Below are 18,931 nucleotides of genomic sequence, written 5' to 3'. Positions count from 1 at the left end.
GTATTTTGTTCAACGAGGGGGAAAAAGTGTATTTTTCGTGTATTTTCGTAAAAAATATAAGCGCATCCACTTGATAAGAACGGTCTGCCTCTTATAGAATATGATTAATTTATTTAGTTTATCATTTCAAGTGAAGATATATTTATACTCCGGGAGGAACGGCGCGATGCGAAGCGGAAAACGAAGAAGAGGAATGACGCTTGTCGAGGTTCTGGCGGCGCTTCCTCTTTTTGTTTTGCTGAGCGGCGGCGCTCTTTTCGTCATGCAGAATGCCGTCGAGTCCTTCCACCGCAGCGAGGATTATCTCTCGGAACCCGGCTGGAGCAGCGCGGAACGCGTTTTCGCTTTTCTGGAAACCCCGGTGAAGCATTGCGGCGCCGGGCTGCCCGGGCGTTGGCAGGCGGATCTGTTTTCGCCGCCGTTGCCGTTGAACTCCATGCCGCCCTGGTCGCTCTGGCAGAAAAGCGTTTCCGTCGGCGACTCCGTTGGCGGATACAGTTTCCGTTCCACCGGCGCCGACTGGGGGAACACGCTCCGTCTCGTTTCCTGCGTGCCGACGGGAAGCATCTTGCTGAAAAGGCTTCAGGCGGAAGCGAACGTTTCGGTGAAAAGTCTGTTCTCCGGCGCCGTCAAGGAGGAGAACACGGCGGACGCCAGGCTGTCGGTCAGCTGGCTTCTGTTCCCGGGGACGGAGGTGCCAGTGCGGATCGTTCGCGAAGCGGCAGGCGAATCTCCGACGGTGACGGCGCGGGAATCCCTTGCCGTGCCGTGGGGAACTCCGGTCTGCCGGCTTTTGGCGATGACGGTCTTCGTCAAAAATGGAACGGTCTATGTCGATTATCACGACGGCAGTCATGAACAGCCGGTGTTTCGCGACGTGCAGGCGCTCGGGTTTCGCTTTGACGAAGACAGGCGTCTGCTCTGCGTCAAAGTGCAGTTCGCCGCCGGAGAAAGGATGCTGGAGGCCTCGCGGACATGGAAGCTCGGATTTTGAAGCGGCGGGGCAGCGCTCTGGCGGTCCTGCTGATCGTCGTCTCGGCCCTGATCGGAATGCTGACTCTGGAGTACGCGCGCTGGCGCGGGGTGCAGCGGGGCGCCGGCGATTCCATCCTGCAGCCGAAGCTCGACACGGCGGCGCGGGACGCGCTTGAACGCGCCACGATGTGGATTTTTCAGCGTAAACCGGGAAATCCGCGCGGAGGATACGGGGTGATGCCGATTTCGCCCGCGGTCGGCCCGGAACAACTGGAGATCGCCGTGCCGGCGGAAATCGGACGGTCCTCCACGGCTGACGCGGAGGTGGAAAGTCGCGTTCAATGGTGCCTTTTTACCGTTGCGCCCTCTTTGAATGCGAATGCAAGAGTTTCCGCGTATCCGCCCGCGGTGGGCGGTTTGTGGGCGGACGACGGGCCGCCGCCGGTTTTTCGCCAGTCGTACGCGCAGCTTCAGATGGGGCAGGCGGAACGCCCTCTTTTTCAAAAAGGCGCCTGGCGCGTTGTGGTCACGGCGCGTCCGCGTTCGGCGGCGGACGCGCTTCATGTCGTGACGCTCGAACGGGTTGTCCTGGTGGAACGATGATGTGGGTGGGATTTCTCGCAGTCCTGTTGTTGTTCTCGGCGGAAACTCTGCGGGCCGAAGTGCCGGCGCTGCCGATAAAGCGGCGGGAACTTTCCAGCTTCTCGCGGAATTCGGAATGGGAACTGACGGGGACGCCTTTGCCTTTCCGGGAGAACGGACGCCGCGGCGGTTACGTGCCGCTGCGGCGGGAACGCCCAAGCCCCCGCGGCGACGAGGGCAAGATACAAAAGCGTCTTTTCGGCGACGCGTCCGGAACCGAACGGCTCGTCTGGGAGTCGTCCGTCGAGTTTCCGCGCCGGGTACTCATCGCGCCGTGCGGGCGCGACGGGCCGGCGGCGGGGGAGTTGCGTCCGCTTGGCGGGTACGACCCCGCGGCGGGAAGTTACTTCGGCGTCGATGAAGCGCTCTGGGACGAATGGCGCGCGCGGCTTCGGGAGACGACGCCGGGCGCGCCGTTTCCGGCCGCCATGGTTGGCGCGGAAAACTCTCTGTACGTCCAGACCGACGACGGGCTGATATGCGCCTTCGACGCGGTGACGGGAAAAGAACGCTGGGCTTTTGCGCCGCCTCAGCTCTGCTGGAGAACGCGGGCGGAGGCCCTTGTGCGGGCGAAGTCCCTGACGGAGCTGCCCTGGCTGGCGGCCGGCGGTTTGACGGCGGAGCGGGTGACCGTTTCCTCGCGGGAACGGATTTTGCTGTGGGGCACTTTGGGGCTGGGGGCCCGCGCCCTTTTCTGCCTCGACGTGACCGATCCCCTCGCGCCTTCTTTTCTCTGGGGGCGCGAGGATCTGGAAAACGGCGCCTGTCTCTGCTGGGGCGGCGCCGAGGACGGCCGTTCGCCGCTCGGGTATGCCGCGGCGGCGCCGCTGGCGTTTCCCCTCGCCGGAAAATGGTCTCTGCTGGTGCCTTCCGGCGTCGGCGCGCGGGGGCGGCTGCTGAGCTACGACGCTTTGAGCGGGAAACTGACGGGACAGAGCGAGGGCGGCGGCAACGCGGAACTCTGCCTGCCGCCGCTGGGGCTGAACGATTCGTCCGCAAGTTTGCGGCGCGTGGCGCTCTGCGACAGCCGCGGCGGCGTGCAGATTTTTCTGCGCCGGACGGAAGGCTTTCGGTTTTCCGAACGCATCGATCTGGAAAAGATAACGCTCTTCGATAAGTTGAATTTCCGTTTCGCGCCGATCCCCTGCGTTTTGCCCCGCGGGCTGTGGCTGGCTTTCGTCGGCGAGAACGGCGCGGACACTCTGGTCGCGGCCGCGCCGGCGGGGCTGAAAGATCTGCGCTGGAGCGCGGCCCCCTGGCGCGGCGGCGGCTGGGGCTGGTGGCTGGAGCTCAAAGGTTTTCATGACGTCGTCAGCGCGCTTTTCTATGACGGGCTGCTCTACATCCTGGGGCGGGAAGAGGAGCGCCGCGTTTTGCAGGTCGTCGATCTGACGCCCGGCAAACTCGCGGCTGCGGAAACGCTCTCCGACAAGGCGGCCGGTCTGGCGGTCCGGGACGGCAAAGTCGTGGTGCTGGAAAACGGCGCGGACGGGCCGGCCTCCGTTCCCGTCTCGTCGGCTCTGCCGGCGCCGTCGTCGGGAATTTATTATACGCTCTACAGGTAAGGAGATGATGCCGATGACGCTCAGCGAGAGCGGCGCTCTGCCGCCGTCCCGCGTGGCGCTGGCGAGACTGCATCCTTCGCCGGAAGCGCTGCGGCTGATCTCGTTCGAAACGGCGGCGCGGCTTTGCGTCCTGCCGCTGACGATCGCTGCCGACGGACATCTGCGCGTCATGGCGGAGGAGCCGCGGCGTCTGCCCTGCGCCGACGAACTGCAGACGCTGACGCGCCGGCGGGTGGAACTGATCCCCTCGACCGTTCCCGATCTTGCGGCCGAGATCCGCCGCGCCTATCAATTCTCCGGACGCATCGCCCGCCTCTCCGCGGATTATCTGCACGACGAGAGGAACGACGAAGCGGCGCCGGAACGGCTGGACGACGCTTCGCCGGTTTCCCAGATCGTGGAGAGCATGATCGCTCAGGCGATCGGCGAACGTGCCTCCGACATCCACATCGAACCGGGCGAAAAAGAGTCGCGAGTCCGTTTTCGCATCGACGGCCGGCTTGTGGACGCGGTCCGTTTCCCGGCGGCGATCCACCGGGCCGTGACGGCGCGCGTCAAGATCATGGCGGGAATGGACATCGCCGAGAGCCGCCTTCCCCAGGACGGCCGCATTTTACGGGACGTCGACGGGCGCAAAGTCGATTTCCGCATTTCCACGCTTCCCTCCGTCCGCGGCGAGAAAACGGTCCTGCGCCTTCTCGACCGCGAGCGGGCGCTGCGCGGGCTCGAAGGGCTGGGATGCGAGGGCGCGGAGCTGGCGCGGATCAAGAATCTGCTGAAGATCCCCAACGGCATCATCCTCAACACCGGTCCCACCGGCAGCGGCAAGACCACGACGCTGTACGCCATGCTGGAGCGGCTGAACCTCGCCGAGTTCAACGCCGTGACCGTGGAGGATCCCGTGGAATACGACATTCCCGGCGTCACTCAGGTGCAGGTCAACGAGCGCAGCGGGCTGAGTTTCGCCGCGGCGCTGCGTTCCATCCTGCGCCAGGATCCTGACATCGTCATGCTGGGAGAGATCCGCGACGGCGAAACGGCGCTGCTCGCCGTCCGCGCCGCGCTGACCGGTCATGTCGTCCTCAGCACGCTGCACACCAACGACGCCGCCAGCGCGGCGCTGCGCCTGATCGACATGGGCGCGCCCGCCTTCCTCGTGGCTTCGGCGCTGCGCGGCGTGATGGCTCAGCGCCTGGTGCGCAAACTCTGCCCTCATTGCCGGCAGCCCTACGCTCTGCCCGAACGCGAATGCGAGCGCCTGGAACTTCCGCGCGGCAGCGTGTTTTACCGGCCTGTCGGCTGCCCGCGGTGCGACGGCCGGGGATATGCGGGACGGACGGCGATCTTTGAGGTCCTCGCCGTCGACGAAGAAATCTCCGCTCTGATCGCGCGCGAGGAAAGCGTCTCCGCGCTGCGCAAGGCGGCCGTCCGCAAAGGGATGAGGACGCTGGAACGTGGCGGCATCGCCAAAGCGCTGGCCGGCGTGACGAGTTACGAAGAAGTTTTCGGCGCCATCGACGTGAGGTGATTGCCATGCCGGAACCTGATCTGTGGGCTTTGTTTGACGAAGCGGCGGAACGCCGGGCCAGCGACGTTCATCTTTCCTGCGGCCGCGCGCCGTTGTTCCGCGTCGACGGCCGGCTCGAGGACGGCGGGCGCGCCGTGGTCGGCCGGGAATGGCTGCTGGCGTCCATCAGGCGGATGCTCTCCGCGGCGGAATGGGACGACTGGGAACTGAATAAAAGCGTCAGCGCCGCGCATGAATTCGGTGCTCCCTCCGCGCCGAGGCGATTCCGCCTCAGCTGTTTCCGGAGCATGGGGCAGCCCGCGGCGGCGATCCGGTTGATCCCCGCCCGAATCCCGGCGCCGGAACAGTGCGGTTTGCCGGCAGTTTTGAAAGGACTCTGCGCGAAAGGCCACGGCCTTTTGCTGTTCACCGGGCCGTCCGGGAGCGGCAAGAGCACGGCGCTGGCCTCTCTGGTTGACTGGCTCAACGAGACGTGCCGCATCCACATCGTGACGCTGGAAGATCCCATTGAGTTCGTGCACGAGGGCAAACGGGCGCTGCTTCACCAGCGTCAGATCGGTCGCGATTGCCCGAGCTTCGCGGCCGGCCTGCGGGATGCTTTGAGGCAGGACCCCGACGTGATCGGAATCGGGGAAATGCGCGACGGCGAGACGATTTCCGCCGCCATTACGGCCGCCGAAACCGGCCATCTGGTGCTGGCGACGCTGCACGCGCCGGACGCGCCTCAGGCCGTCGAACGCATCATCGACGCCTTTCCGGCGGCGCAGCAGGCGCAGGTCCGCGCGCAGACGGCGCTTTCGCTGGCGGGCGTATGCGCGATGCGGCTGGTTCCGCAGCGCGCGGGCGGCCGCTGTCTGGCCACGGAAATGCTCGTCGCCACGCCGGCGGTTCGAAGCGCGATCCGCGAGTCGCGCACGGCGCAGCTGAAGACGATACTGCAAACGTCGCGGCGCGACGGCATGTACACGATGGAGCAGTCTTTGCTGAAGCTCGTCGAGCAGAAACGCATCGCGCCGGAAGCCGCCCTTGCCGGCGCGTTTGACGGCGAAGAGATGAAGCGTCTTTTGGACGGGCGGTCGATGCCGTCATGAAATTTTCCTATCGGGCCCGGTCTTCCGCCGGAGAGCTGCGAACGGGCGTGGTCGAGTGCGCGGACGCGCGGGAAGCGGCGCGGCTTTTGCGCCGGCAGAGCCTGCTGCCGCTTGCGATCGAAGCCGGCGCTTCGGAAAAAGCGGCGCGGCCTGCGGCGTCGCTCTGGCGTAAACTGTGTTCCATCGGCACGGTCCCGCTGTTGCAGAAAGCGTTGTTTTTCCGGGAGCTGGCGCTCTTCACCGCGGCGGGAATTCCGCTGAGCGTTTCCCTGCAGCGGCTTGCGGAGACGAGCCGCTGCGTTCCGATGATCAAAAAGATCCGGCGGGTGTGCCGGGGAGTCAACGGCGGACAATCCATGAGCCGGGCGATGCGAGACGGCCGTTTTTGCGAGCCGGTCGACCGGATGATGCTCTCCGTCGGCGAAGAGACCGGGCGGCTTTCCGAATCGCTGACGCTTGTGGCGGAACGGTACGAGCGCCGCGAACGGCTGCGCTCCAAAATCCTTTCCGCGCTGGCCTATCCGGCGCTGGTGTTGTTTTTCTCTCTTGCGGTGCTTCTGGTCATGTTCGTTTTCGTTCTGCCGAAGTTCCACGGGATCTTCGCGCGCCTGAAAATTCCCATGCCGGCGCTGACCGCCAAACTTTTTTACGTGAGCGGACATCTTCCGCTGATCCTGTCTTTCCTGCTTGCCTGTGTGTCTGCCGCCGCCGGCGCGATCTGGGGACTGCGTCGGGTGCCCGGGGCGCGTCTGGCGATCGACCGTCTGCGGCTGAAGGTTCCCGTCGTCGGCGCGCTGCGGGCGAAGGCGGCGCTGGCACGCTCGCTGCGCAGTCTGGGGCTGCTGCTGAAATCCGGCGTGCCGCTGCTGCGTTCGCTCGAGCTCAGCGCGGAAACTTCCCACAACGCCGCGATGGCCCGGACGCTGATGGAGCTTCACGACGCTGCTTCCCGCGGAGTCGGTCTGGCGGCTCGGGCCCGGGAACTGGCTCTGCTGCAGCCGGTAACGGCGACGTTGATCGCGGCGGGGGAACAGACCGGGAAAATGGACGAAATGCTGCTGCGGGCCGCGGAATGGCATGAAAGGGCGCTCGACGAGGGAATCAAGCGGCTGACGTCAGTCCTCGAACCGCTGTTGATCATCGCAGTCGGGCTGGCGGCCGCGATCGTCGTCGCGGCGATCTTTCTGCCGATTTTGCAGGCGGTGCGGTCATTGTCATGACGAGGGGCGCGATGAAAAAGGGGTTTCTGCTGGTCGAGTGCCTGATCGCCGCGGCGCTCGCGGCTGTTTTTCTGCCGCTGCTGGCTTCCGCCTTTACGGAAAATCTGCACGCCGCCGTTGAGCTTCGCCGCCGTCAGGAAGCTTGGCGGGGGGCGCTCTCGTGCCTCGAGGAGGTGGAGGCGTGGGGGAAGGTGCCTTCGCAGGAGAAGCTGTTGGAGAATTTTTCCGGCGGCATCGCTTCGTTTGACGTTTCTGTCGACGTGTCGCCTTCGGCGGAAGGGACGGTCTGTACGGTCCTGGTGACTTGGGCGGAGCGGGGAGAAACGCGCGAAGCCAAACTATCCAGGCGGATTCGCTGAAGCGGTGTGCCCGGGGAAGGAGCGGGACGATGCTGTGGAAACGGAGAACTGAGCGCCGTTCAGGGGCGGCGCTGGCGCTGCGCGTGCTACGCCGAACTTTTGCGGGAAGGCGGACGGGCGCGGCTCGTCAACGCCGATAAAATTCCTCTTCCCGACGGGTTGGTCAGCCACGGGCGTCTGGCGAACGGAGCGGCTCTGGGCGCGTTTTTGCGCAAGAAACTGGCGTTCCGCTGGGGCAAGCTCCCTTTTGCCGTGGGAATCCCGTCGGCCGACTGCCTCTTTCGGCTGTTTTCCCTGCCGGCGGCCGATCTGGAAGAGGCGCGCGCTTCCATGACGTGGTGTTTTTCCGATTATTTCCCGTTCGACTTCGGCGAAGCGCTGTTCGATCTCTGCGAGGTCGCCGCCCCGCCGCGCGGCGGCCGGTTGAACCTTGTGGGAACGGCCTGTGCGAAGGCGCAGATTTTGCCGTTTCTCGAAAGTCTGCGCGCTCCGCGGGCCCGCGTCTTCGCCGCTGAACCGCAGATCGTCGCCTCGACGCGCGCTTTCGCTTCCGTCGTTGCCGAAGAGCGCTTCCTGCTGGCCGCGAAACGCGAAGATTCGTTGCACTGCGCGTTCGTGTGCGAAGGAAACGGTCTGGTCTTTCGCAGCGTCGCCCTCCCGGCCGAAGAATTTGCCTGGAGTTCGCAGATCTGTGCGGAAATAAACAGAACCTTGGAATACGTCGCTGAAAACTTCGGCGGGGCCGCGCCTCCGGTTTATATCGCAAAGGACGCGTCCGCGCCGGTTGCGCTTCCGCCCGGCGATCTGCGCGCGGTGGCGCGGGAAATCGATTTCGCCGGGCTTTGCCCGGCGGCTCTCGCGCCGCCGGCCGATTCCGGTTGGTACGACGTCGTCGGCTTGCTGCTGAGGTTCGCCCATGAAGACTGAGTTCAACCTGCTGCCCGCGTCTTACTTCGAGCCCGTCGAACCGGGATGGAAGCGTTTTCTGCGCGAATACGGGGCGTTCGTCGTGATGTTTTTGTGTTTTCTGCAGTTTTTCGTCTGCGCGCTGACGCTGTGGCCGCGCCTGCAGTTGCAGTACGCTGCGGTCCGGGACGCGGAGCGCGAAGCGGCGGCGGCCGCGGCGCGTCTGAGCGAAGCGTGCGGGGATCTTGAGGCGCATAACAGTCAGCTCAGGGCCATGATCGAGCAAGGGCAAAGCTCGACGCCGGCGCTGGAGATCCTGGCGGCGCTCTCCGGCGCTTTGCCGGAGACGGGGGAACTGGAAGCCGTCGCGGCGGATCGGGAGCTCTGCCGGATCGAGATTCTGCTCGCCGATCGCGAGGACGCGGAGCGCGTTCTCTCGAAGCTTGCGCGTCTGCCCTACGCGCCGCTGCGAATCACGGAGCGCCGGCTTCTGGGCGGGGGAAATCTGCTGCTGCATTTGGAAGGAACGAGGCGGGGACGGTGAAAAAACTTACGGTGACGGATCCCGTTTTTCGCGGGCTGGCGGCCGTCGCGCTGCTGCTCGCCGTGATGTGGGCGCAGCACTGGATCGTGTCCCGCATCGACGAGCTGAAGACGCGCACGGCGGAGCTGCGCCTGCGTGCCGAGCGCGGCGGAGCCCGCGCAGAAACGCTCACGGCTCTGATCGCCGCTTTGAAGGCGGAGCGGGACCGTTTCGATAAACTGCCGGTCGTTCCGGCGGCCGCGTCCGAAGATTTGAAGACGGCGCTGGAACAGTGCGCGCTGGCGGCGCAGGTCGACTGCGCCGTCTCCCTGCCGCCGGATGCCGATCCGGGGGGACGCGTACGCCTTGAAGTCGCTTTGCGGGCGCAGCGGCAGGGAATCCGCGCCTTTTTGAGCGAGTTGCTGGCACGCCGCGAGTTTTTTTGCATCGACCGCGTGGAGGCGCGCCGTACCGGCGAGCGGTCGTTCGGCGTGGATATGACGCTGTCGGCCTTTTTGCGGAAGGAGGCGACGCCGTGAGCGCGAATCTCGGCAAAATCAAGACGGCGGCCGTCGCTTTTTGCTGGGCCTGCGCGATCCTTTCGGTGATTTCCACCGCCTTCTGGCAGCGCCAGCTCTTTCGTCCCGTAAAAATCGCCGTCGCGGCGGCGGTCCCCGAAGAACCGATGCCGGTCGCGCGGAGCGCCGAACTGGAACGGATCCTGCAACGGCGGATCGACGTTCTGAAACGTGCGGCGGCGTGGGAAGAACCATGGGACGACGATGTTTCGCCGGACGGCATCTTGAATCGTCCCCTTTTGGCGCTGCGCGGCGTCGTCTTGTCCGGCGGCGGACAGTGGGCGGCGGTGGCCGTCGAAGGTTCCGCGCGGACGGTCCTGGTCGTCCCCGGGCAGTCGTTGAACGGCGTGGAGATCCTGACGATCGGGCAGACGGGCATGACGTGCCGGTGGCGCGGGCAAAAATTTTTCGTCCCGCTGGAATAGGAGGGGCGTATGAATCCGAAGAAGCATTGTGTGGCGCTTGCATTGTTCTCGTTTTCCCTTTTCCAGCCGGCGGAGCTGCCGGCCAGAACGCGCGCGGAACCTCGGCTTTGGGCGCTCCACGTGGAGCAGGCCGGGGATTCGCATATCGTGTTGTCCTTGGAAGGGCAAGCGTTGAAACGCCCCGAACTGGTTTACAGAAATGAAAATTCCCTGACGCTGGCGCTCGAAGGAGTGCGTTTCCCCGCGCTGAACTACGAGCGCGATCTCGATACGCCGCTGGTCCCGCATATCAGCGCGGAGGAATCCGACCGCGGCACGCTGGTCACGCTTTTCTGCGAAGAACCTTTGCAGCTCGGCGACGTCAGAGGGGCCGGCAGCGGCCATATGCGGATCCGCTTCACAAAAGGCGGGCGCGCCGAAAGCCGGGAACAGACGCCGCTCTGGCGCGAAGGTGAAAACGCCGGACGCATTTCGTCGCGAAAGATCTCCATGAACCTGAAAGACTGCGATCTTGCGGACGTCTTTCGCCTTCTCGGCGCGATGGCGGACGTGAATATCGTCGTCGACGCCTCGGTGCCGCAGAACGCGAGGATGACGCTGGCGTTCAGCGAAGCGCCTTTCGAAGAAGTGTTTCAGTTCGTGCTTCGTTCTCAGAATCTCGGTTTCAGCGTCGTTGGCCGGACCGTCGTCGTCGGCGCGAAAAATTCGCTGGGGCTTTTGACGGGGCGCCTGACGACCAAGAGCTATCACGTCGCCTATGCGGAAGCGCAGAAGACCGCGCCTCTGCTGAAGGAACTGGCCGAACTTCATTCGCCGGCCAACAGAGTGCTCGTCGACGAGCGCCAGAATCTGATCGTCGTCACGGGAACGGCCTTTCAGCAGGAGAAAGTGCGGCGAACGCTTCGCCTGCTCGACGCGCCGGGGCGGCAGGTGATGCTCAAGGCGCGCATCATCGAAGTGAACGACGACGCGAGCGATCAGCTCGAGACGGCTCTGAACGCCGTCTATGATTGGTGGTGGGGCAGCTATCAGAACGGCGCGCTCTCGGCGGGATTCGCTCAGAGCGGCCGCAAGCCCGGCACAGCCGAAGGAGCGCTGGGGAACCTGGACACTTCCGCCAATCTTCCCGGCGAGATCGGCAGCGGCATCGTCCAGCTGGCCGGCACGGCAACGCGGATGCTTGATTTCCGCCTTCGCACTCTGGTGGAACAGAAAAAGGCGCGCGTTCTGGCGGATCCTACGGTGACCGTGCTCGACGGCGAAAAAGCGACCGTGAAGCTCGTGGAAAAACTGAAATACGTGTCACGGCGCGACGACGCCCAGAATCCGACCTACGACGACGAAGAAGTCGGCCCCAAACTGGAAGTGACGCCCCGGATCGGACGCAGCGGCATGATCACCGTCAGCGTCTCTCTGGCGACGGGCGAGGTGATCCAGTGGATCCGCGGCGGTCAGGGCGAACAGATCCCGCAGACGAACTCGCGCACCGTCGAAACGAAGATCCGCGTGCGCGACGGCGAGCCGTTCGTGATCGGCGGCCTGTTCAAGGAAAGCCGCTCGCGCACGCGCGCGTCCGTGCCGATTCTGAGCAGCATCCCCCTGATCGGCGAGCTTTTCAAAGCCAAACTCGATAAAAAAACGCGCAGTCAGGTCGTGATGATCCTCATCCCCTATATTCTTGAAATCCCGGATCTTGCCGACGGCCGGTGAGAACGTCGCCTTGACCGGTCATTGAAAGAGCCGCTCGAAAGTTTCCGCGTTTTATTCCGCGTTCCGTTCGCTGGGATTGCAGATCTGCCGGCGTGGCCGGAGCGCGTGCGTCCGGCCTCGCGCATATAAAAGGCCCCCCGAACGCGCGACGACGCTGCGGGCGGAGTCCCGCGCCCTTTCACAGGCGGCTCTTTCCGCGGGCGAAAGTCTTTGTCTTTGCACTGTTTTTGAAAAGATTCAAAGCGTTTGCAAAAGCCTAAAGTGTCAGCAATTCTGTGAAAAATGGACCCGACGTATATTTTTTTATGTGCGAAACGTCGGTTTTTCTGTTATACTTTTCGATGCGGATATGTTTCGGAGACGCGACCGCGATCTTCCAAAAAGCGGCTCGCGAAAAACGACGAGAAACGAAAGGACGATGAAAAGTGAGAACTGGAAAAATATCAAGAGCCCTGACGTCGATACTTCTGATGTGCGCGCTGACATTCTCGGGCTTTCCCGCGACGGCCGTCGCGGCGGGCGAGGAGGCCGCGACGAAGAGAGCCGCCCCCGCCGCGAAAAAAGCGCCGGCGGCGAAGAAATCCGTGAAAAAGAAAGATGCCGCAAAAACGAAGAAAAAAGCGCCGAAGAAAAACACCATTCCAAAAAAATACGCCGCGCAAATCCTGAGAGAGCACGACGCGTACATCGAGGCGTTCGTCAACGCGGAAATGGGCGCCAGGTATTACTGCAAACGGATCTACGACGCCATCTACCGGGGCAAAAAGACGCCTTCGCAGGAAGAACTGGACGCCATGGCGTACGAGGTGACGCGGCTGAGAAAGGAACTGAGTTCCGTGGCGAAGAGATACGCCCTCAACATCCGCGTGGCGAAGAGGATGGCGGTATCCTTCATGAACGAAGAGGAGCGGACGTTGCTGGCCGAAGCGCTGAGCTTCCTGTTCGCGACCCCGGCCTATGCGGCGCCTTTCAACCTGTCCAGTCTCGACGGCATCGAGGCGGGACTCAACAGCATCGCGGACGGCACTCCGGATATCAATATGCCGGCCGCCGAGATCGACAGACTCCGTAAGGAACGGATCGAAAGGAAAAAGGCTCATATAGCGGCGATGGAGCGACAGCGGGAAGAAGAGGCTCGAAATCCCGAACGCCGAAGGGAACAGATAAAAGCTGAAATGAGAGCAGCCCAGAGCGAAGCAGACTTTCAGGGTACGCTTGGCTACGTCGCCAGGGGCGGCGAGATAGTTGCGGCCGGAACCGTTGTTGTCGCAGGCGCCGCTCTTTTCATACTCAGCCTTCCGGCTACAGTAGCAGCTATAGAGGCCGGAAGTACGGTTGCCGCGGTATCGACCTTTGTTGGCGGTTTTGTTGGGGGCGGGCTGAAGTCCGTTGATTCGACTTTAGGTTTTTTGGACGTCGTGAACGACACAGATCTCCATAAAGAGGATCGGAAAAACCTGAAGAAGATCACTGTAGCTTTGGATACAGTGAATGTTGCTGTCGGAGTGCTGACAGTTGAATCGGCAGGTGAGGTATTGGAGGTCACTCTCGACGCTACGGAGCTGTCGTCGGATTTCGAGGAGATACTTGACTCTTCCGAGGATCCCAAGGCCCCCGGGCGCAAAGGGGCAAAAGCCGTCAAGCGCGCCGCGGAATCCGCCAGCGACGCGAAACGGGAAAACAAGGACAACGGCGGCCACGACGGCTGCGGCCACTGACCGACCATCGGCGGCTCTCGCCGCGGCGTTGTGTGGCGGCGGCCGGGTATGAGCAATCTTCTGTGCTGAAATAATCGGCGTGGGCGCCGTGCGCAAAAAGTTCCTCCGGCCGGTTTCGGGGCGAAGCCGCGTGGGCGACGTCGCATCGCTCTTACCCTTCGGCGCTTCCGGCGCGGCGTGGTTCTTTTGGCGCCGACGGGATATGCCGCCATGCGGTACCGTTTTTGTTTTTTCGATAACGTCGCGCCTCCATGGGCGCTTCAAAGCGGGCCTGCGCGCTTCCACAGGCCCGCTTCCCTTTTGCGGACGGCCCGGGGCGTTCCGCGCGCTTCGGCCGCCGGAGCTTATGAGCGGCGTGATCACTGGACGACGACAACGTAAATTCCGGACCTTGCAAATGGAGTGAAAACACATTAGAATTAAACGTCATGGCTGTCTGCATTCGCGGCAGAGAAACAGATTCTCGGGAGGTTACGTGATACATGGCTGATATCGTCGATACGAGTAAGTTTTACCCTGGCATGAAACTGAAATGGCAGGGCGGTTTGTGGGAAGTGGTGGACTGCCAGCATCACATGAAAGGCCGCGGCGGCGCCGTGCTCAAGTGCAAACTGCGCAACCTCGACACGGGCAGCATTTCCGAAAACAGCTTCGTGTCCGGCAACGATAAATTCGAACGCATCGTCTTTGACGAGAAACCCGCTCAGTACAGCTACAAAGACGGCGACCACTACGTCTTCATGGACATGGAAAGCTACGAAGAAGTTTATCTGACCAAAGAGACTCTCGGCCCGGCGCTCAATTATCTGACGGACAATCTCGAGGTCAGTCTCGACATGTACGAGGGCAAAGTCATGGGGATCACGCTGCCCAACAGCGTGGTGCTGAAGATCGTCGACACTCAGCCCAACTTCAAGGGCGACACGGCCGCCGGCGGCGGCAAGCCAGCCACGATGGAGACGGGGCTGGTCATCACGGTGCCGATGTTCGTCATGAACGGCGAGAGCGTCGTCGTCGACACCCGCACCGGCGAATACGTCGAACGCGTCAAGAAGTAGCGATCGGAGTCTGTCTCATTGTTCCGCGCGGAACAGTGAAGCATAAATCGGGACGGCGTCCGTTTGCCTGCGCGGAGCGGGACGGGCACGGCCCTGTTTTCGAAAAGGAGAGATTCGCAATGAGCGCACGTGAAAAGATCGCCTATATCAAAGGACTTCTCGACGCCGGCAAGCCGGAAGACAAGCTCGCGCTTTCTCTCTTTGATGCCGTCGTCGAGGCGCTGGACGCTTTGGCGGACGAGAACGGCGAGCTGAAAAAGCAGCTGGAGGAGCAGCGGAGCGCGGCTGACGATCTCTATTCGATCTGCGGCGAGCTCGACGCCGACCTGTCCGACGTCGAATCGCGTTTGGGCATCGACGGGGAACTCGACGAAGACGAAGCGTCTCTTGAAGACGATTACACGGAAGTCGCCTGTCCGTCCTGCGGTCTGCATTTTTACTGCCAGACGTCCATGCTCTCTCCCGACGATCACTGCGTTGAGTGTCCCGACTGCGGGGAAAAGGTCAGCGTGGATTTAGAGGCGGAGGATCATGACGCCGATTGACGAGCTGGATCAGACTTCCGAGCCGCTCTACAAATCCGATTTCGATCTGGAACGCGCCGTGGAGGAAGCTCGCGAGGAGGATCCGAAATCGAACGATGGCTCGCTTCACATCTCCGAAGACGTCGTTCAGGAAATTGCCCGTCGGGCGCTGGCGCGGGTTTCGTCGGTGGTGCCGGCGAACGTCGGCATGTCGGTGCTGGGATTGGGACGGAAAAATCCCGAGGGCGTGCGCGTTTCGCTGGAAGAGGGGACGCAGTCGCAGATCTCCGTCGACGCGTACGTTCTCGTTCGCTACGGGCTTCGTATTCCCGACGTGGCCTGGGATTTGCAGGAATTCCTGAAAAAGGAGCTGGAGAGCTCGACCGGCTACGAAGTCAAAGCCGTGAACATTTTTGTTCAGGGCGTTTATTTCGGCGAGCAGGCCCCAAAGGAAGATCAAGGAACGGGAGAAACTGGAACAAAGGCAGCTGTGACTACTGCCGGAGAGTGAGACAAACAGCCGGCTCGTCTTCGGGCCGGCTGTCGTTGTAGAGAAAGGAGGCATGCGCGACGTATCAGGATTTTGGGCGTACGCCCTACGGTTTTATCAAAGTGGATACGCAGGCGGTGCTTTCTCTTGTTTCCCGCCATCTCCCTCAAGGGGTTCAGTGCAGCGCGGTCAGACTGCGGGGCCACGACCGTTTGTGCCTTGTCGTGATCAACGACAAGCGCGAGTTCTGGAGCCGCGAAGACGATATGCGCCGCGCCAAGGCCATCACCGAGGATCTGCGCGCCCTGGGGATGGAGCTGCCCAGATTGCAGTGGATCAGACAGAGCCGTTTTCTTGCCGAGTCTCCCTACCTGGAGCATTCTCTCTGCGGGCAGCCTGCGTTCTGGATCAATTGCGTCTGCGGCGTTTTTGCTTTTTTCGCCCTTTCTTGGTGGGCTGTGGCCGTTTATGCCGGTCTGGCGTTTTGTACATGGCTGCTTTCGTCGTGGCTTATTTCCGGCGGCGGCTGGGCCAAACTGCAGAATCTTTTGCCCTTTTTGAAAAGAGGTACCCAGTGGTGACGAATAAAGATAACACTCAGGAATCGCTTCATGCGGCGCGGGTGCGCCTTTTCCAAATTCTGTGCGCGCTGGATTCTCTGGGCGGAAAAAAGCTTGACCAGCTCGAGGTGGAAGCGTCTCTGGAAGAGCTTTTCGTCGAGCCGGAAGCCGTCGCGGAAAACGGCGCTGAAGCTGAAAGCGGAGAAACCGACGCCGACGAGGAAAGCGTGTTGACGCGGGTTCCCTTTGCGGACTATCGCCGATCCTGCGAGCACGCCTGTTTGGTGCGCCGCGCCCTTCCTGAGATCGACGCCTTGATCGAGACGTACTCGACCGAGTGGAAAACCGAACGCATGAGCTTGGTGGACCGCACGATCATCCGCCTAGCGCTGTACGAAGCCGTGATCGCGAAAAAAGTCCCGCCCGGCGTCGCTCTCAGCGAAGCCGTCCGGTTGGCCAAAGAGTACGGCAGCGACGATTCGTCCCGTTTCGTCAACGGCGTTCTCGCTCGCATCGTCAAAGCGCTCGCCCTGTCATGATCCGTCACGGTCCCGCTCGCGTCAAAAATGCCGCCGCGCCGCTGACGGTCGACGAAGTCGCTTTGAGAGTAAAAAATCTGCTCGATTACGACGAAACGCTCGCTCATCTCGTCGTCGAAGGCGAACTGACCGACTTCAAACGGCACGTTTCCGGTCACGTTTATTTCGTCCTGAAGGGACAGAACGCTTCGCTGCCCTGCGTGATGTTCCGCGGCGACGCGGCGGGCATGCTCCTCTGGCCGGCGGTTGGCGATCGCGTCGTCGTTTCGGGCAACGTCCGCCTTTATGAAGCGCGAGGCGCCGTGCAGATATACGCGCAGAAAATGTATCCTCTCGGGCTGGGCGCGGCCGCCAGAGCCAAAGAAGAGCTGCGTCTCAGGCTGGAAAAAGAAGGCCTGTTCGCTCCCGCTCGCAAGCGGCCCCTGCCGCGTTATCCGCGGCGCGTGGCCTGCGTCACCTCCGACACGGGAGCTGCCGTTCGGGACGTGATCAGGCAATTCCGTACCCGTTTTCCCGCCGCCGAGCTGATCGTCGTCCCGTGTCTCGTGCAGGGCGTCCGCGCCGCCGAAAGCGCGGCCTTGGCGCTGAGGCGGGCTTCGGCTCTGCCCGGCGTGGACGCGGCGCTTCTGGTGCGCGGCGGCGGCGCCAAAGAAGACCTCAATCCGTTTGACGACGAGGAGCTGGTGCGGGAAGTCGCCCGTTGTGCCGTGCCCGTCGTGTGCGGCGTGGGACACGAGGTCGACTGGTCGCTGTGCGATCTGGCCGCCGACCGGCGCGAACCGACGCCCACGGCCGCGGCGGCGTCGGTGTTCCCCGATCGCGCGGAGGAATTGGACGGTCTGGCGGAATGCGCCCGTCTTCTCCATATGCACGCGGCCCGCGCCCTGCGCGATGAGAAGCGGGAACTCGCCAACCGCGAAGAAAACATGAGGCGCTTTTGGGGGCGTTCGCTGGAAAACGCGGCGCAGCGCCTTGACGATCTCGATGAAAAAACGACGTATCGCGCCTGCGCCGAACTTCGGCTCATGAACGGCCGGCTCGACGAGTTCGAACGTTCGTTGGAGAATCTTTCGCCGGCAGCCCTTGCGCGCCGCGGCTACAGCCTGGTCATGAGCGGCGGCAGACCGCTGCTCTCCAGCGCCCAGGCGCGGTGCGGCGACGCCCTCTCCGTGCAGATGCTTGACGGCACTGTTGCAGGGCATGTGGAATCCGTGGAACCGCGCGGCTTGAACGTAAGAGATGCGCATATACAGTGAAGGAGAATTCATAATGGATTATAAAATCGCCGATCTTTCTCTCGCTCCGGGCGGCCGTGCCAAAATGGACTGGGCGTGGCGCTCCATGCCGGTGCTCAACGCCCTGAAAGCGCGTTATGCCGCTTTGCAGCCGCTGAAAGGCGTGAAACTTTCAGCCTGCCTCCACCTTGAAGCGAAGACCGCCTGCCTGTTGCGGACTTTCAAAGAGTTGGGCGCCGAAGTCCGCGCGGCCGGCAGCAATCCGCTCTCGACGCAGGACGATATCTGCGCCGCTCTCGTCGATACGGGCGTTTCCGTGTTCAGCCGTCACGCCATGAGCGGCGAAGAGTATCGCCGCTATCTGCGCGATACGCTGGCTTTTGGCCCTTCGGTCATCGTGGACGACGGCGCCGATCTGGTGGCGACGGTCCTTTCCGACATGAAGGAGTTGATCCCGGCCGTCAAGGGCGCTTCCGAGGAGACGACCTCCGGCGTCAAACGCCTGAAGGCCATGGAGCGGCAGGGGATTTTGCCTTTTGCGGTGATCTCCGTGAACGACGCCCACAGCAAATATCTTTTCGATAACCGCTACGGCACCGGGCAGTCCGTGTGGGACGGCTTCATGCGCACGACCAATATCCTCGTGGCGGGGAAAACGGTGGTCATCGCCGGTTACGGCTGGTGCGGCCGGGGCGCCGCCATGCGCGCCCGCGCCCTCGGCGCCCGCGTCATCGTCACCGAACTGGATCCGCACCGCGCGTTCGAAGCGGTCATGGACGGCAACGAGCTGATGACCATGGCCCAGGCGGCGCCGCTGGGCGACATTTTTCTCACCTTTACCGGCAACACGCACGTGATCCGGGCAGAGCATTTCCAGCTCATGAAAGACAACGCGATCATGGGCAACGCGGGGCACTTCGACGTCGAGATCAACAAACATGAACTGGCGGCGCTGGCCGTCAAGCACGAGCTGGCGCGGGCCAATATCGAGACGTTCACGCTGCCCGACGGGCGCCGCCTCAATCTGCTCGGCGAAGGGCGTCTCGTCAATCTGGCCTGCGGCGACGGGCACCCGATCGAGATCATGGATCTCAGCTTCGCGCTCCAGCTCGAATCCGCCCTCTACGTGAACGAACACGGCCGCGCGCTCGAGGCGGGACTGATGGATGTGCCCGAAGAAATCGACGCGGCGGTCATGGAGACGAAGCTCGCTTCCATGGGGCTGTCCCTCGAGCGTATGACCGACGAGCAGCGCGCCTACATGGCCGACTGGCGCGAAGACTAA

General features: G+C 62.9%; 20 protein-coding genes. All 20 read left to right on the top strand.

Going from position 1 to position 18,931, the window contains the following annotated elements; translation table 11 throughout:
* Positions 1–193 precede the first annotated feature (193 nt).
* Positions 194–994, top strand: coding sequence for a PulJ/GspJ family protein (locus HMPREF7215_RS04595; RefSeq protein WP_040550462.1), 801 nt, complete (start codon positions 194–196; stop codon positions 992–994).
* The gene (locus tag HMPREF7215_RS13550) at positions 976–1,578 is read left to right on the top strand and encodes a hypothetical protein (protein WP_009164500.1); all 603 of its coding nucleotides are present in this window, start codon (positions 976–978) and stop codon (positions 1,576–1,578) included. The genes HMPREF7215_RS04595 and HMPREF7215_RS13550 overlap by 19 nt, the downstream gene beginning before the upstream one ends.
* Before the next feature lie 5 nt (positions 1,579–1,583).
* Positions 1,584–3,182 carry a pilus assembly protein gene (locus HMPREF7215_RS04585; protein ID WP_198004556.1) on the top strand — a complete coding sequence of 533 codons (1,599 nt, stop codon included), beginning with the start codon at positions 1,584–1,586 and terminating at the stop codon, positions 3,180–3,182.
* A 13-nt stretch (positions 3,183–3,195) separates the two neighbouring features.
* Positions 3,196–4,710 (top strand): GspE/PulE family protein, encoded by a 1,515-nt coding sequence (locus HMPREF7215_RS04580; RefSeq protein ID WP_009164498.1) that lies wholly within the window; start codon positions 3,196–3,198, stop codon positions 4,708–4,710.
* 5 nt (positions 4,711–4,715) lie between these two features.
* Positions 4,716–5,801: a type IV pilus twitching motility protein PilT gene (locus HMPREF7215_RS04575; protein WP_009164497.1), complete on the top strand. Its 1,086-nt coding sequence runs from the start codon at positions 4,716–4,718 to the stop codon at positions 5,799–5,801.
* On the top strand, positions 5,798–7,021 hold the full coding sequence (locus HMPREF7215_RS04570) for a type II secretion system F family protein (RefSeq protein ID WP_009164496.1): 1,224 nt from the start codon (positions 5,798–5,800) through the stop codon (positions 7,019–7,021). The genes HMPREF7215_RS04575 and HMPREF7215_RS04570 overlap by 4 nt, the downstream gene beginning before the upstream one ends.
* A gap of 11 nt (positions 7,022–7,032) precedes the next feature.
* Entirely contained in the window at positions 7,033–7,380 is a 348-nt protein-coding gene (locus tag HMPREF7215_RS04565; protein WP_009164495.1) for a type IV pilus modification PilV family protein, read from the top strand.
* 6 nt (positions 7,381–7,386) lie between these two features.
* On the top strand, positions 7,387–8,307 hold the full coding sequence (gene pilM, locus HMPREF7215_RS04560; protein ID WP_009164494.1) for a type IV pilus biogenesis protein PilM: 921 nt from the start codon (positions 7,387–7,389) through the stop codon (positions 8,305–8,307).
* Positions 8,297–8,830: a hypothetical protein gene (locus tag HMPREF7215_RS04555; protein ID WP_009164493.1), complete on the top strand. Its 534-nt coding sequence runs from the start codon at positions 8,297–8,299 to the stop codon at positions 8,828–8,830. The genes pilM and HMPREF7215_RS04555 overlap by 11 nt, the downstream gene beginning before the upstream one ends.
* Positions 8,827–9,348: a hypothetical protein gene (locus HMPREF7215_RS04550; RefSeq protein ID WP_009164492.1), complete on the top strand. Its 522-nt coding sequence runs from the start codon at positions 8,827–8,829 to the stop codon at positions 9,346–9,348. The genes HMPREF7215_RS04555 and HMPREF7215_RS04550 overlap by 4 nt, the downstream gene beginning before the upstream one ends.
* The gene (locus HMPREF7215_RS04545; protein WP_009164491.1) at positions 9,345–9,812 is read left to right on the top strand and encodes a hypothetical protein; all 468 of its coding nucleotides are present in this window, start codon (positions 9,345–9,347) and stop codon (positions 9,810–9,812) included. Before HMPREF7215_RS04550 ends, HMPREF7215_RS04545 begins: the two co-directional genes overlap by 4 nt.
* Positions 9,813–9,821: 9 nt before the next feature.
* The gene (locus HMPREF7215_RS04540) at positions 9,822–11,522 is read left to right on the top strand and encodes a secretin N-terminal domain-containing protein (protein ID WP_009164490.1); all 1,701 of its coding nucleotides are present in this window, start codon (positions 9,822–9,824) and stop codon (positions 11,520–11,522) included.
* A 425-nt stretch (positions 11,523–11,947) separates the two neighbouring features.
* On the top strand, positions 11,948–13,240 hold the full coding sequence (locus tag HMPREF7215_RS04530) for a hypothetical protein (RefSeq protein ID WP_198004555.1): 1,293 nt from the start codon (positions 11,948–11,950) through the stop codon (positions 13,238–13,240).
* A gap of 482 nt (positions 13,241–13,722) precedes the next feature.
* Positions 13,723–14,298 carry an elongation factor P gene (gene efp, locus HMPREF7215_RS04525; RefSeq protein ID WP_009164486.1) on the top strand — a complete coding sequence of 192 codons (576 nt, stop codon included), beginning with the start codon at positions 13,723–13,725 and terminating at the stop codon, positions 14,296–14,298.
* Positions 14,299–14,417: 119 nt separating this feature from the next.
* A complete protein-coding gene (locus tag HMPREF7215_RS04520) occupies positions 14,418–14,843 on the top strand; it encodes a CD1247 N-terminal domain-containing protein (protein WP_009164485.1) in 426 nt (141 codons plus the stop codon).
* Entirely contained in the window at positions 14,830–15,333 is a 504-nt protein-coding gene (locus HMPREF7215_RS04515; protein ID WP_009164484.1) for an Asp23/Gls24 family envelope stress response protein, read from the top strand. Before HMPREF7215_RS04520 ends, HMPREF7215_RS04515 begins: the two co-directional genes overlap by 14 nt.
* A 116-nt stretch (positions 15,334–15,449) precedes the next feature.
* Positions 15,450–15,893, top strand: a complete 444-nt coding sequence (locus HMPREF7215_RS13545; protein WP_198004554.1) for a cytochrome D ubiquinol oxidase subunit I — start codon at positions 15,450–15,452, stop codon at positions 15,891–15,893.
* The gene (gene nusB, locus HMPREF7215_RS13540; protein ID WP_050768870.1) at positions 15,890–16,411 is read left to right on the top strand and encodes a transcription antitermination factor NusB; all 522 of its coding nucleotides are present in this window, start codon (positions 15,890–15,892) and stop codon (positions 16,409–16,411) included. Before HMPREF7215_RS13545 ends, nusB begins: the two co-directional genes overlap by 4 nt.
* Positions 16,408–17,667, top strand: a complete 1,260-nt coding sequence (xseA, locus tag HMPREF7215_RS04500; RefSeq protein ID WP_009164481.1) for an exodeoxyribonuclease VII large subunit — start codon at positions 16,408–16,410, stop codon at positions 17,665–17,667. The genes nusB and xseA overlap by 4 nt, the downstream gene beginning before the upstream one ends.
* A gap of 13 nt (positions 17,668–17,680) precedes the next feature.
* Positions 17,681–18,931, top strand: a complete 1,251-nt coding sequence (locus HMPREF7215_RS04495; protein WP_009164480.1) for an adenosylhomocysteinase — start codon at positions 17,681–17,683, stop codon at positions 18,929–18,931.

The sequence above is a fragment of the Pyramidobacter piscolens W5455 genome (genome assembly GCF_000177335.1).
Classification (GTDB): Bacteria; Synergistota; Synergistia; order Synergistales; family Dethiosulfovibrionaceae; genus Pyramidobacter; species Pyramidobacter piscolens.
Note: the sequence above shows the minus strand (reverse complement) of the source record. Positions and strands in the feature narration are given on the sequence as shown.